This window comes from Dietzia sp. WMMA184 (assembly GCF_002441635.1).
Taxonomy (GTDB): domain Bacteria; phylum Actinomycetota; class Actinomycetes; order Mycobacteriales; family Mycobacteriaceae; genus Dietzia; species Dietzia kunjamensis.
Map to the genome: position 1 here is coordinate 1,788,952 of NZ_NXEI01000001.1, position 12,457 is coordinate 1,801,408.

Genomic DNA, 12,457 nt, shown 5'->3' on the forward strand with positions numbered 1-12,457 from the left:
TGTCAGAACTTGCGGAACGTGTGCCCGAGCAGCTTCTTGCCGCCCTCGGTCAGCTTGCCGGCCCTGGCCGCGGTCGGGATCAGCGACAGCGCGTTGAGCCGCGAGGTGACGTGCAGGCGCGCGGCCCGCTCGGCGCTCTTCCAGCCGCGGGCGGCGAACGCGTCGGCCTCACCGGCGAAGAAGCGGGCCTCCTCGTCGAACCGCCGACCGTCGAGGGCGCGGACCGACGAGTCCGACGCCGAGTGCCGGCGGTAGAGGAACGCCAGCGTGGGGTCGTAGATCATGTGGCCGCCCCCGGTGATGACGTCGACCAGCAGCGCGAGGTCCTGCACCACGTCCAGACCCTCACGGAACCCGATCCGCTTGACCCACTCGGAGTTCCACGCCAGCGACGGGAAGTAGGTCCAGTTGCCGTGCATGAGCGAGGTCATGAGCTTCTCGCCGTGCAGCACGGTGCGGCCCTGCGCCTTGGGCTGGGTGAACGCCTTCACCGAGTCGGACAGCCCCCGGACGGGCGCGCCGTGCTCGTCGATGACGCTGACCCCCACCTCCATCACGGCGGCATCCGGCACGGCGGCGAACCCGTCTGCCACGACCTGCAGGTAGTTGGGCAGCATGATGTCGTCGGCGCCCATGATCACCACGGTCGGCGCGGTGACCATGTCCACGCATTTGCGGTAGTTGCCGTTCGCGCCGAGGTTGGTCTCGTTCTTCTCGTAGGTCACCCGCTCGTCGCGCGCGGTGATCTCGCCCATGTAGCGGGCCGGCTCCGGATCCGGGTAGCCGTCGTCCACCACGACCAACCGGAAATCGCGGTAGCTCTGCGCCAGGACACTGTCCACGGCCTTCTTGAAGTGGTCGACGTCCCCGTAGTAGGGGAGCATCACGTCGATGGCCATCAGGGGAACCGCCGTCCTTCTCGTCACCGGATTGTCCGTCCGGTCGCATAGTATCGACCTCCGATGAGCAGTGACAGTGAGCAGCACCCAGGCGGCGACTCGGCGGGCCGGAACGAGGACGTCCGAAACCACGACGTGTGGCTGATCGTCCCGTGCTTCAACGAGGGCACCGTGATCGAGGAGGTGCTCCGTTCGGCGCGTGGGACGTTCCCCAACATCGTGGCGGTGGACGACGGGTCGGCGGACAATTCGGCCGCGGCGATCCACCGCGCGGGTGCGCACCTGGTCCGCCATCCGGTGAACCTGGGCCAGGGCGCGGCCATCCAGACCGGTGTGGAGTACGCCCGCGCCCAGCCGGGGGCCCGGTACTTCGTCACCTTCGACGCCGACGGGCAGCACCAGGTCAAGGACGTGCTGGCCATGGTGGAGCGGGTGCGATCCGAGCCGGTGGACATCGTCGTGGGCACGCGCTTCGGGCGCCCCCGCCGCGACGACGACCAGGTGCCGCTGATCAAGCGTCTCGTGTTGCGGACCGTGGTGCTGCTGAGCCCGCGCACCCGGCGGCTGGGTCTGACCGACGCCCACAACGGTCTGCGCGTGTTCAACCGTCGCGTCGCGGAGGACCTCAACCTCCGGATGAACGGGATGAGCCACGCCAGCGAGTTCGTGGAGCTCATGGACGGTCGCGGCTGGCGGGTGGCCGAGCAGCCGGTCGACATCCTGTACACCGAGTACTCGATGTCCAAGGGCCAGTCGCTGCTCAACGGCATCAACATCCTCTCCGACGGGTTCGTGGGACGGAGGCTGCCCCGATGATCAAGGTCCTGCTCCTGCTGGCCGGCGCCGCGCTGGTCGTGTTCTTCCTGGCCAACCGCCGCAAGGCGCGCGCGAAGGCCGGGGTGAAGATCGGCTTCGTGCTGTTCGTCGTGTTCATGGTCTACGCCGTGATCCGGCCCGATGACCTCACCGTGGTCGCCAACGCGCTCGGGGTCCAGCGCGGCACCGACCTGGTGCTGTACGCGCTGGTCATGGGCTTCGCGTTCGTGACGGTGTCCACCTATGTGCGTTTCCGCGAGCAGGAACTGCGGTACTCGCGCCTGGCGCGGACGATCGCGTTACAGAACGCGGTGCGGCCCGACGACAAGGTCGACGCGGTGGTCATGAAGCCGGCCCCGGACGACGACGACCCGATGCGGTCCTGACCGCAGCCGTGGACGAGGGCGCGAACGAGGACGTCCGCGGCGAGGCCGCGCGCCTGCGACGCCGCCTCGGGGTGGCGCGCGGACGACTCGACGCGGTCCTCCATGCCGCTGGCGACCCGGGAACGGGCGGGGTGGGTGACGCCGCCGGTGGGGTCGCCGGGGCGCGCGGGGGTCTCGCCCGGATCGACGACGACGACGAGGTCCGCGCCCTCCTTCGCCCCGCCTCCGATCGGATCGCGCGCCTGCTCGAGCTGACCGACGGTCTCGCGGAGGGCACGCTGTCCGAGGCGTCGGTCGGCGACGCGGCCCGGGCGGTCGCCGACACCCAGCCGTTCCGGCGGCCGCGGTGACCGGCGCACTGCCGGAGACCCCGCCGCCGGCCCTGGTGATCCGGTTACTCGACCTGGCCGCCGGCCTCGTCTCGGCGCGGGACGCCCTGGCGACCGCGCGTGACGCGCTCCTCACCTCCACGATCCACTCCCCCGCCCTGGACGCGCTGGCCGACGCCGTCGGCGGCGAGGCCCGCGGCCTGACCGAGATCCTGGCGGGCGTGTACCGGCTGGTCGAGCTCGCCGAGGACTCCTGGGACGACCTCGACGGGCCGGACCCGCTTCCCGAGCCCGGGCGCGCGGCCCTGAGGGCGACGCTGGACCGGGCGGCGGACAACGCGCTGGCCGACCTGGCCAGGCTCGCCGGGGTCGCGGCGGGTGGGCCGGACGTGGCGGGCGGGCCGGGCGGATCCGGCGGGCTCGACACCGCCGCCACGGTCGCTGCCTGGGGCCCGGGCTCGGCCGGACCCGAACCTGCCGACCCGTCCGATGTGTACGCGACGGTCGAGCACATGCCCGTCGCCGACCGGCGACTCCTCGCGCTGGCCGAGCCGAAGGCCGTGGGCGGGACGTACGGCGTGCCCTGGCCGGTGCGGGCCCGCGCCAACGCGGTGGCCGTGCGCGCCGCGCTCCACCGCGAACAGCTGGCGGGTACGCCGTGGAGTCCGCGCATCGGGCGTCTGGAGACGATGGCGCGGCGTGATGCTCGTCGTCGTCGTCGTTCCTTCCCGGCGTTCTCACCGCGCCGCGGTGGGCGGATGATCGAGGTGGTGGGCGAGCTCGGCCCGGAGACCGAGGCGGTGGCGGTGTACGTGCCCGGCACCGGCACCAACCTGGACATGTCCCACGTCAACACCGACGTCGCGGTGGACCTCGTCGAGGCGGGCGGCGGGCGACTGGCCGTGGTGACGTTCCTCGACGGCGAGTTCCCGCAGGACATCATGGCCGACGCCGGCGACCCCCGGTTCGCCGACGCCATGGCGCCGCGCCTGATCCGCTTCTGTCGCGAGGTGGACCGGGTCATGGAGATCGAGTGCCCCGGCGCGGCGCTGACCGTGGTGGGGCACTCGTACGGCGGGCGGATCGTGGGCACCGCCGAACGGCTCGGCCTGCGCGCCGACCGGGTGATCTACGCCGAGTCGCCCGATCTCGGGGTGGGCGTCGCGGGGCCGTCGGACTGGCGCGCCCCCGGACCGGTTGACAGGTACTCCCTCACCGCACCGGGCGACCCCGTGGAACTGCTGCAGATCCGGCTCGGCCTGCGACAGCGCTGGTCGCACTCCGACCTGGGCGGCGGCGCCGTCCGACTCGACACCGGCTACTTCGCCGACGGCACGCCCGTCTACGGCACACGCGGTCACGGCGGCGTGTTCGACCGGGACTGCGGGGCGTTCCGGGCGATGCTCGCCGTGATGCTCGGCGGGCAGGTGCCCCTGTGGCGGGAACGGCGGATCCGGGCGCGCCACACCGGCGTGGACCGCGGCGAGGAAGGGCGCGTCGTCCCCGTCCTGCGCCGACATGCCGTGGGCCTGTTGCTCCGTCGCGATCAGGACCCCTACGGCGAGGCGGCCGTGCTCTGGGAGGGTCCCGAGCGACTGACGACGGTTCCATCGGCGACGCGCGCGGCGAGGGAAGAGGTTGGCGTTCCCACGGACGCTGTCTGATACTGGGGCCCATGGCTTCGCTCGACACCCGGTTCACCCCACCGTCCCTCACCACCGTGGGGATGGGCGCCCTGGGCGTCCTGTCGGTCGGGTTGATCTCCGCCGGCCTCTGGTACGACTCCCACCGCAGCGCCGAGGCCGTCGAGCGGGCCCGCGCGCAGGTCGAATCCGCGCAGACCACCGGGCCCACCGCCGAGCCGATCGCGAGCACCTCCTCGGAGACCAGCACCGAGTCGAGCACCGAGGACCCCACCAGCGAGGAGTCGACCGAGGCGAGCACCGAGGCGCCCGAGGAGACCGAGTCCGCCGACGATCGGGCCGAACAGGCGGTCGCCCCGGTGGCCCCCGTGACCAGTGTGCCGACCGCGGCGCCGGTTCCGCGGGCCGCCGCCGTCCAGCCGGTCCGTCAGGCGCCGGTTGTCCCGGTCGCGCCCGCGGCCCCCGCCCCGGTGGCGCCCGCTGCGCCGGCGGCGCCGGCGGAGGGCGACGGTGTCACCGGTGGCGGAGCCGAGGGCGGCACCGCGGGTGACGCCACGGGTGACGCCACGGGTGGCGCGGAGGACGCCGGTCAGGGCGGGGGGGAACTCGAGGTCACCGCGCCCGACGGTGCCCGGCCCGCGCCCGGATTCCCGGACCTGCTCCGCCCGTTCCTGCCCCGGCCGAACTTCGCCCCGCAGCAGGACGCCGTCGGCGCCGCGGCCGTGGGCGCCGACGCGGTCGGGGCCGACGGCGCCGACGCGGTCGGGGCCGACGGCGCCGCGCGCGCCGACGGCACCGCCGACGCCGACGAGCCGGAGGGCGACGGGCGCGCCGAGGCCGGCGAGAACTAGCGCGTCAGTCGCGGAAGGACGTCAGTCGCGGAAGTAGTCGACGGTCCGGGCGACGCCCTCGCGGATCGTCACCCGCGGCGTCCAGCCGAGCACCTCGGCGGCGCGCTCGGCATCGAGGGCCGAGCGGTCGACATCACCCAGGCGGGCGGGAGCGTACTCGGGATCATCAGCGGCCCCCGCGGCCTCGGCGACCAGGGTGTGCAGCCCACGGTCGGTGGTCTCCACGCCGGTGCCCACGTTGAACCGCAGCCCCGCCGCGGCCGGGACCTCGGCGGCGCGGACGAAGGCGTCCACCACGTCGTCGACGAACACGTAGTCGCGCGTGTTGCCGCCGTCGCCGAACACGCGAGTGGGCTGACCGGCCAGCAGGCGCTGGGAGAAGATCGCCACCACCCCGGCCTCGCCGTGCGGGTCCTGCCGCGGCCCGTACACGTTCGCCGGCGCCACGCCCGCCCACTCGATCCCGTACAGGCGCGAGAACATCTCCAGGTAGATCTCACCGGCCACCTTGCCGGCGGCGTACGGGCTCAGCGGGTCCACCGGTCGGGTCTCGGCGACGGGCAGCTCGGTCACGGGCCCGTAGATGGACCCGCCTGAGGAGGTGAAGACGATCCTGCGCACCCCGACCTTGCGGGCCGCCTCGGCCAGCCGGACGGTGCCGACGACGTTGACCTGGGCGTCGTGGACCGGATCCTCCACCGACAGGCGCACGTCGATCTGCGCGGCCAGGTGGAAGATGACCTCGGGCCGGGCGGCGGCCACCACGTCCTCGATGGCGGGGTCGGTCAGGTCGAGCTCCCGGAACTCGAACCGGTCACCGGCCTCACGGGCCGCCGCCAGGTTCTCGAGCCGCCCCCGGGACAGGTTGTCCACCACGGTCACGTCATGGCCCTCACCCAGCAGCCTGTCCACCAGGGTCGACCCGATGAACCCGGCCCCTCCCGTCACCAACGCGCGCATGTGATGCCCTCCCCTCGTCTGCGACGACACCGCCGCGGCTCCCTCACCTTCAGGCCCGTGCACAGGATACGACCGTGGGACCGGTGGCGAGGTCACTCCGGCCCGTATGTCCCGGTCGCCCGGGTGAGCGGGGACCGCCGCTCGGGCGGGAACGGGGAGTCCTCCACAATCTGCGCCAGTTCGGCGTCGGTGAACGCGTCCCGCACCGCGTAGATCCGTACCTGCGACTCGGCATACACCTTGGCCAGGCCGGGCGTGCCGTCGAGGCGCAACAGGTGCTCGTTGGGCTTCTGGAACCCCCAGTAGTTGGGCGGGCTCACGTACACGTACGTCACACCGAGCTCCCCCAACGCCCGGTCGACGCGGGGGTTCACCCCGGCCTCGTCCATCCGGGAGAACAGATAGGTGGTCAGCGGGGCCGTGGCGCCGGGTTGCAGGTAGTGCCGCGAGGTCGAGGGCAACCCGTCGGTGGCGTACATCCAGCCCGAGCCCTCGTCGGGATTGGTGTAGATGAGACCCGAGTAGGCCTGCGGCTGCTCGGACAGCCAGCGGAAGGCGCGCAGGTCGTGCTCGTCGACCATGCGGTTCCACCGCTGGTTCACCCCGGCCGCGACCGCGTACTCGGGCGAGGCCTGCACCACCCAGGACCCCACCCCCACCACGGCGGCCAGCGCCACGGCCACCCGGGCGAGCCGGACGCCGCCACCGTCCGGGTCGGTGAGGGGATCGACGAGCCTGCCTAACCATCCCGCCAGCGCCTGGACGGTCGCCCCGACGCCCACACCCACCGCCGCGGCCACGACCACGGCCAGCACCACCCCGATCCGGCGGGGGTCGTTGTAGTAGATGCTGCCGATCCCGCGGAGCACACCGCCGGTCCAGTTGCCGAACACGCTCATCGAGTTGACGCACACCACCAGCAGCCCGCCCCACAGCAGCAGCGGCCAGAACACCTTGCGGCGCAGCATCACCACCAGGCCCAGCGCGGCCAGGGACAGCAGCACCCACCGCACGCCCCAGTCCTCGACGTGGCGCACCTGCAGTGCTACCGCCTTGCCCCAGGTGGCGGCGCGGTCGGCGTCGATCTGGAACTCGAAGGCCGAGATGTCGTCGGCCTCCTCGGACACCGTGAGCACCTGCGGCAACAGGGTGAGCACCCCGGCGAGCCCGATACCGGCCAACACCACGAAGTCGCGCACGCGACCGCGGACCGGCCGCCACAGCCCGTCGAACAGCCACCAGAACAGCACGAACACGGCCGCGGTGACCATGGCCGACGGATGGACGCCGCCGATACCGACCAGTCCGAGCGCGGCGGCGGGGATGAGCCGCCGATCGGCCAGGGCCGCCACCACGACCGCGGCCCCCAGGCCGGCCATGCCGTTGGCCACGGCCGACGGGGTGGCGGCCACCATCACCTCGACGAACGGCAGACCCGGGAACAGCGGGGTGGCCATCGCGGCCACGGCCGCCGAGGTGGCCACCACGGGCCGGGAGAACCGGCGGTGGGTGATCAGCCACGCCAACGCCGCCACGCCCAGCGGGAACACGAGCGCGACACTGCCGATCTGCACGAGGTTGTACGTCTCGACGGCGCCGATCCCGCGCAGGCCCATGACCAGGGCGGCGATCGAGTGCCACGTGCTCGGGTAGTAGAGCGTCGCGCCGTTCTCCGGGTAACGCAGCTCCCCGGCGAGGTCGGGCGACGCCACGCCGAGGTCATGGATGAAGCGGATGTAGTTGGCGTGCCAGTGGGCGTCCCAGCCCTGGAAGATGTTCGCCGTGCCGCCGGGGGTCGCCGAGAGTTCGGTGAGGATCATCTGGCCGATCAGCCAGGCGCTCGCCAGGATCGCCGCGCCCGGCAGCAGCCACCACCACGAGCGCCGCCCGGGCCGGCCGTCCACCCGGCCGGGGCGCTCGACCCCAGCGGTCCCGCGAACCCTGCGGAGTCGGCTGACCCGGCCGGTTCGGCGGCGCCGGCGACGGCGTCGCCCGTCCGCCGGCGTGGCGTCGCGGCCTCGTCGTCGTCGTCGCCACACCCATGTCGCCCCGGTGATCAGCAGCCCCACCACGCCGACCACCGCGGCGGTCGCGGCCGTGGCGACCACGTAGGCGCCGAGCGACCACGGCACCCCGACCCGGCCGTAGACGTAGCCGGCCATCGCGGCGATCCCGAACGAGACCGGGATCGACGTGCCCAGCGCGAGACGCAGGGGCAGTTGCGCGGCGGCGCCCACGATCGCGCCGGGCACCACCAGGAGCGCGGTGAGGGTCATCATGACCAACGCGATGTCGATGACCCGCCTCCGTTCCTGGACCTGTCCGTGTTCTGGCCCTGTCCGTGTCCGTGTCCCTCTCGGCGTCCGTGGGCCCGCCGTCCGACCCGCCCATTATGGTCCACCGGGCCGTGGAACCTCAGCGCGGCACGAGTACGCCGACCGGTCCGCTGCCCACGCACAGCTGGGAGGCGCCCCCGCCCGGGGAGACGGTCAGGCCCGTCCCCCCGCCCTCGAGGCGGACGTACACCGTCCCCGGCCCGGCCTGGACGGGGGCCGTCACCTCGTCGCCGTCGTCGAGACGGACCGCGACGTGACCGTCGGCGTCAGCGAGGAGGTGGAGCCGGACCACCCAGTCGCGGCCGAGCAGCGGACCGTCCAGGGCGATCCGGGCGCCGTCCGGACCGACCTGGTGGCCGCAGCCGGGCACCGGCCCCTGCGGGATGGTGCGGCCCGGGACCACGTCGGCGGGATGCAGCGCCCCGTGCGCGTCGATCGCCACCGGGTCGCGGGTCCACGCCCCCACCGCCGGAACCCCCGGCACCCCGGCGAGCAGCGCGGACAGCCGGTTGGCGGGCGTCGTCAGGGGGAGCAGCACCTCGAGCGGGACCTCCTTGTCGAGCAGGGGCTCGGTGCGCTCGCGCAGCGCCGCGAGCAGCGGCTCGGTGTAGTCGCGGGACGGCTGCTCCGACCACACCTGGCGGTACGAGACGGTCGAGACGGCGGAGGAGGCGAGCAGCGCGACCAGGCCGAGCGCGCCCGCCGCCGGCAGCCACGTCCCCGCGCGGCCGATCCGCGGGGCGGGGTCCCCCTCGGGCGCGGCGCGCTCCCCGGGCGCGGCGTCCTGCCGGCGCGGGGCGTCCTGCCGGCGCCGGGCGTCCTGCCGGCGCGGTGCGGCGATCGCCAGAGCGGCGGCCGCAGCCAGCACCACCGGCAGTTCGGAGTGGTACCGGAGGGTCTGCACGATCTCCGTCGCGGTGTCCGGGCCGGTGCGCCCCACCGCGACCAGGACCACCGTCACCATCGGGTACAGCGCAGCGGCCACCCAGATCGCACCGGTGCGCCGCCGGGTGAAAACGGACCACGCCAGGACCGCCGCGACCGCCAGGGCGCCCACGACGACGGCCATCGTCGACGGGTCTGCCATCGGGGGTCCCGGGTGCCAGCGCTCCCAGCTCCACGGTCCCCCGCCCAGCGTCGGCACCACCGCCAGCCGGTAGGTGTGGTCCACCAGGTCGACGAATCCGGGCCCCGGGCTCCCGGCGCCGGTGCCGCCGGTGTCGTCCCCGCCCTCGGTCCCGGCCGGGAACCCGCCCGACGATCCTCCCCCGAGACGGCCGACGACGACGAGGAACACCGCCCCCCACACCACGACGATCGCGGCCAGTGCCGACCAGGCCCAGCGGGTCCGACGCCACAGGGCCCGCAGCTCACTGCGTGTTCCGCCGCCCGTCCACCACGACCCCAGCAGCACCGCCGCGGCCACCACCGGGATGATGAGCGCCTTCTCGACGAACAGCAACCCCAGAGCCGTGGCCACCGCGGCACCCACGGCATGGCGTCGGCGACCCGAGCGGGCGAGCAGGATTATCGACGCCACCGTCCACGCCATCGCGGCGGCGAGCGGCAGCGCGTTGAGGGCGGCCGCCCACCACGTGGCCGACGGCAGGCCGAGCGGGATCGCGAGCGTGGCCACGAGTGGGACCAGCAGGATCGCCCGGCCGGCCAGCAGGACCCACAGCATCCGGGCGAGCGCGGCGCCCGCGACCAGCTGGAGCAGCGCGATCTGTACCAGCGGCACGCGGAAGTCCAGCGGCGCGACGTGCGCCGCGACCCAGGTCAGGGCCATCGCGCCGGGCATGAGGTGACCGTCGTGGTCCGCGAACAGGAACGCGGGATCCGGGAACGCCTGCGCGGCCGCCCTGCCGTGCAGGAGGAGATCGTCCCAGTAGAACCAGCCCGCCGCGGCGACCCAGGTGCGCACCGCCGTGGCCGCCACCACCAGCGCGCAGGCCGCCAGGACGAGCCGACCGCGATCCGTCGGCCGGGCCCGCGCGGGAACGTCGGGCGTGCCCGGGGTGCGGTCGTCGGGCGTGCCCGGGGTGGGTCGGCGGCTGGACGTGGCGGGGGGCATCGCGGGCCACGCTAGTCGGCCCGGCGGGAGCGCACGTGCCCTCCCCTGAGTGTCAGGGCGCTCGGGAACGATGGCCGCTACGCCTGCGCCCCCGCAGACCCGCATCGCCGCGCATCCGGTCCCGCCCCACGCATCCGCTCCCGCGCCTGGCGTCTCGCTCGCGCGGCTGCACGCCCGGGCGACAGCCGCACGTCAACATGGCGTCTCGCCTGCCCCGAAGCGGGTGCGAGACGCCACCCCGGGGAGCGGCTGCGATGCAGGTGTACGGGCGCCACGACCATCATGGGCACAGTCGCGCCCGTGGGTGCGCTCCGGCCTGCGACGATGCTCGGCCGCGGGCGGGGGTGTCGGAGGCCCTCGATAGGGTGCCCCGCATGAGTTCCGGAACCCCTCGTGCAATCGGTGCCGTCGTCCTCGGGGTGGCCGTGCTGGCCGGGATCGGCTGGTGCGCCGAACCCGAGGAGGGCGCCCCGGGCACGGTCGGCGCCCCGGGCACGGTCGGCACTCCCCCGACGTCGGCGGTCGACCCGGAGGGGAACACCTCGCCGTCGTCGCCGGTGGAGCCCCCGCCCGTCGACGCGCAGCCGGCGCCCCCCGCCGAGCCCGCGCCCCCGGTCGACCCCGACGCCGGCCCACCCGGAGATCCCCTGGTCGCGGCGGCCCGCGGGGCCCTGCCGCAGCTCGAGGTCAAGGGCCGGGCGCCCAAGACGGGCTACGACCGCGACCTGTTCGGGCAGTCGTGGACCGACGACGTGTCCGTGGAGTTCGGCCGCAACGGCTGCGACACCCGCAACGACATCCTCCAGCGCGACCTCCGGGACATCACCTTCCGGCCCGGCACGCGGGACTGCGTGGTCCTCACCGGCGTCCTGGAAGGGCCGTACACCGGGGAGCGGATTGACTTCGTCCGCGGGCAGGACACGTCATCGGAGGTTCAGATCGACCACGTGGTGGCGATGTCGGACGCGTGGCAGAAGGGCGCACAGCAGCTCACCGAGGAGCAGCGGCGTGACTTCGCCAACGACCCGCTCAACCTGTTGGCCGTGGCCGGGTGGGCGAATCAGCAGAAGGGCGACGGCGACACCGCCACCTGGCTCCCGCCCCGTCGCGAGTTCCGGTGCTCGTACGTCTCGCGCCAGGTGCTGGTCAAGGACCGGTACGGCCTGTGGGTGACGCAGGCCGAGCGCGACGCGATGGACCGGGTCCTGGCCGGCTGCTGAGCCACCGCGGCGCACCGCGACCGGGCAGGGCGCACCGCGGCCGGGTCAGAAGTCGAAGAAGCCGCCGCCGTCGCCGCCGAACAGGCCGCCGTCGAAGAAACCGCCGCCGCCGTCTCCCCCGCCGTCGCCGCCGAACAGGCCACCGTCGAAGAATCCGCCGCCGTCGCCTCCGCCATCGCCGCCGTCCCCGCCCATGAGTCCGCCGTCGAAGAACCCCTCGCCGCCGTCGCCGCCGCCCATGTCACTGACGTCGGCGCCGCCCTCGCCCACCCCGGACGCGAAGTCCTCACCGGAGTACCCGATGCCCGACATGCCGGCGAACATCATGTTGAACATCATCATCGAGCCCATCATCCACACGCCCGTGGTGAGGGCCGACGCCCACCAGGGCTCCGAGTACCAGCCGGCCGGGACCGGTCGACCGGCCACGACACCGCCCGGGTAGTAGTGCGGGGTCTCGTCGCTCGGATCGGTCGCGGCCTTCATAGTCCGGCCCTCGACGTCGACCTCGCGGTCCTCCGTCACACGGCCGGCGCGGTCCTGTCCGGGGGTCTTGGGCAGCTCAGGGCCCGGGTCCAGGCCCATCGCCGAGCGCGCGGCACGCACGTAGTACAGCCCCTCCAGCGCGGTGTCCTTGGCCAGCTGCGCCTGCACCGGGGTGCGGGCGTTCTCCAACTCGGACACGGCCGCCGTGTAGCGCTCCGACGCGTCGGCCATGGCCTGCTTGGACGCCTCGTCGGTGCCGTCCAGGTTGAACACCTGGCCCCCGAGCCGCTCGACCCACCGGGCCGCCTCGGCCCGGTGGTCGGCGAGGTGGTGATTGTCCTGCGCCTCCAGCTGGGTCTGGCCCTTGTTCTGACTGCGCGAGACCACAGCGACGGCCACCGCGATCACTGCGGCGATGAGGAGGAATTCCACGACACGACCTTTCTCGGTACTGGTG

11 protein-coding genes are annotated in these 12,457 nt (G+C 73.7%); 6 read left to right on the top strand and 5 right to left on the bottom strand.

Features of this window, described 5'->3' with window-relative positions:
- Positions 1–2 precede the first annotated feature (2 nt).
- Positions 3–899 (bottom strand): glycosyltransferase family 2 protein, encoded by an 897-nt coding sequence (locus tag CK206_RS08225; protein WP_067711529.1) that lies wholly within the window; start codon positions 897–899, stop codon positions 3–5.
- A 63-nt stretch (positions 900–962) separates the two neighbouring features.
- Here CK206_RS08225 and CK206_RS08230 point away from each other — a divergent pair, with 63 nt between their 5' ends.
- Genes CK206_RS08230 through CK206_RS08250 form a run of 5 tightly spaced genes read left to right on the top strand, consistent with a single transcriptional unit; the run spans position 963 to position 4,924 of the window.
- Positions 963–1,715 (top strand): glycosyltransferase family 2 protein, encoded by a 753-nt coding sequence (locus CK206_RS08230; RefSeq protein ID WP_096906124.1) that lies wholly within the window; start codon positions 963–965, stop codon positions 1,713–1,715.
- Complete coding sequence (locus CK206_RS08235; RefSeq protein ID WP_069389183.1) at positions 1,712–2,101, top strand: DUF2304 domain-containing protein; 390 nt, start codon at positions 1,712–1,714, stop codon at positions 2,099–2,101. Before CK206_RS08230 ends, CK206_RS08235 begins: the two co-directional genes overlap by 4 nt.
- Before the next feature lie 8 nt (positions 2,102–2,109).
- Positions 2,110–2,451 (top strand): hypothetical protein, encoded by a 342-nt coding sequence (locus CK206_RS08240; protein WP_096906125.1) that lies wholly within the window; start codon positions 2,110–2,112, stop codon positions 2,449–2,451.
- Positions 2,448–4,094: an alpha/beta hydrolase gene (locus tag CK206_RS08245; protein ID WP_096906126.1), complete on the top strand. Its 1,647-nt coding sequence runs from the start codon at positions 2,448–2,450 to the stop codon at positions 4,092–4,094. The genes CK206_RS08240 and CK206_RS08245 overlap by 4 nt, the downstream gene beginning before the upstream one ends.
- Positions 4,095–4,105: 11 nt before the next feature.
- Positions 4,106–4,924 (top strand): hypothetical protein, encoded by an 819-nt coding sequence (locus tag CK206_RS08250; protein ID WP_096906127.1) that lies wholly within the window; start codon positions 4,106–4,108, stop codon positions 4,922–4,924.
- 21 nt (positions 4,925–4,945) lie between these two features.
- Here the strand turns inward: CK206_RS08250 and CK206_RS08255 are convergent, their stop codons facing one another.
- The 3 genes from CK206_RS08255 to CK206_RS08265 all read right to left on the bottom strand — a co-directional run bounded on the left by CK206_RS08255 (position 4,946) and on the right by CK206_RS08265 (position 10,294).
- Positions 4,946–5,884, bottom strand: a complete 939-nt coding sequence (locus CK206_RS08255) for an SDR family NAD(P)-dependent oxidoreductase (protein WP_096906128.1) — start codon at positions 5,882–5,884, stop codon at positions 4,946–4,948.
- A gap of 92 nt (positions 5,885–5,976) precedes the next feature.
- The gene (locus tag CK206_RS08260) at positions 5,977–8,163 is read right to left on the bottom strand and encodes a DUF6541 family protein (RefSeq protein ID WP_173674782.1); all 2,187 of its coding nucleotides are present in this window, start codon (positions 8,161–8,163) and stop codon (positions 5,977–5,979) included.
- A gap of 136 nt (positions 8,164–8,299) precedes the next feature.
- Entirely contained in the window at positions 8,300–10,294 is a 1,995-nt protein-coding gene (locus CK206_RS08265; protein WP_254050521.1) for a hypothetical protein, read from the bottom strand.
- Between the two features lie 374 nt (positions 10,295–10,668).
- Between CK206_RS08265 and CK206_RS08270 the strand changes: the two genes are divergently transcribed.
- The gene (locus CK206_RS08270) at positions 10,669–11,514 is read left to right on the top strand and encodes an HNH endonuclease family protein (protein WP_067711506.1); all 846 of its coding nucleotides are present in this window, start codon (positions 10,669–10,671) and stop codon (positions 11,512–11,514) included.
- A 45-nt stretch (positions 11,515–11,559) separates the two neighbouring features.
- On the opposite strand, the gene CK206_RS08275 is transcribed toward CK206_RS08270, so the two are convergent.
- Complete coding sequence (locus CK206_RS08275) at positions 11,560–12,432, bottom strand: hypothetical protein (RefSeq protein WP_096906129.1); 873 nt, start codon at positions 12,430–12,432, stop codon at positions 11,560–11,562.
- Between the last annotated feature and the right edge of the window lie 25 nt (positions 12,433–12,457).

Excerpts from the sequence above, each read along its gene's own strand:
- CK206_RS08265 (WP_254050521.1), bottom strand. The coding sequence starts at position 10,294 with ATGCCCCCCGCCACGTCCAGCCGCCGACCCACCCCGGGCACGCCCGAC.
- CK206_RS08225 (WP_067711529.1), bottom strand. The coding sequence starts at position 899 with ATGGCCATCGACGTGATGCTCCCCTACTACGGGGACGTCGACCACTTC.
- CK206_RS08250 (WP_096906127.1), top strand. The coding sequence starts at position 4,106 with ATGGCTTCGCTCGACACCCGGTTCACCCCACCGTCCCTCACCACCGTG.
- CK206_RS08270 (WP_067711506.1), top strand. The coding sequence starts at position 10,669 with ATGAGTTCCGGAACCCCTCGTGCAATCGGTGCCGTCGTCCTCGGGGTG.
- CK206_RS08230 (WP_096906124.1), top strand. The coding sequence starts at position 963 with ATGAGCAGTGACAGTGAGCAGCACCCAGGCGGCGACTCGGCGGGCCGG.
- CK206_RS08235 (WP_069389183.1), top strand. The coding sequence starts at position 1,712 with ATGATCAAGGTCCTGCTCCTGCTGGCCGGCGCCGCGCTGGTCGTGTTC.
- CK206_RS08260 (WP_173674782.1), bottom strand. The coding sequence starts at position 8,163 with ATGATGACCCTCACCGCGCTCCTGGTGGTGCCCGGCGCGATCGTGGGC.
- CK206_RS08255 (WP_096906128.1), bottom strand. The coding sequence starts at position 5,884 with ATGCGCGCGTTGGTGACGGGAGGGGCCGGGTTCATCGGGTCGACCCTG.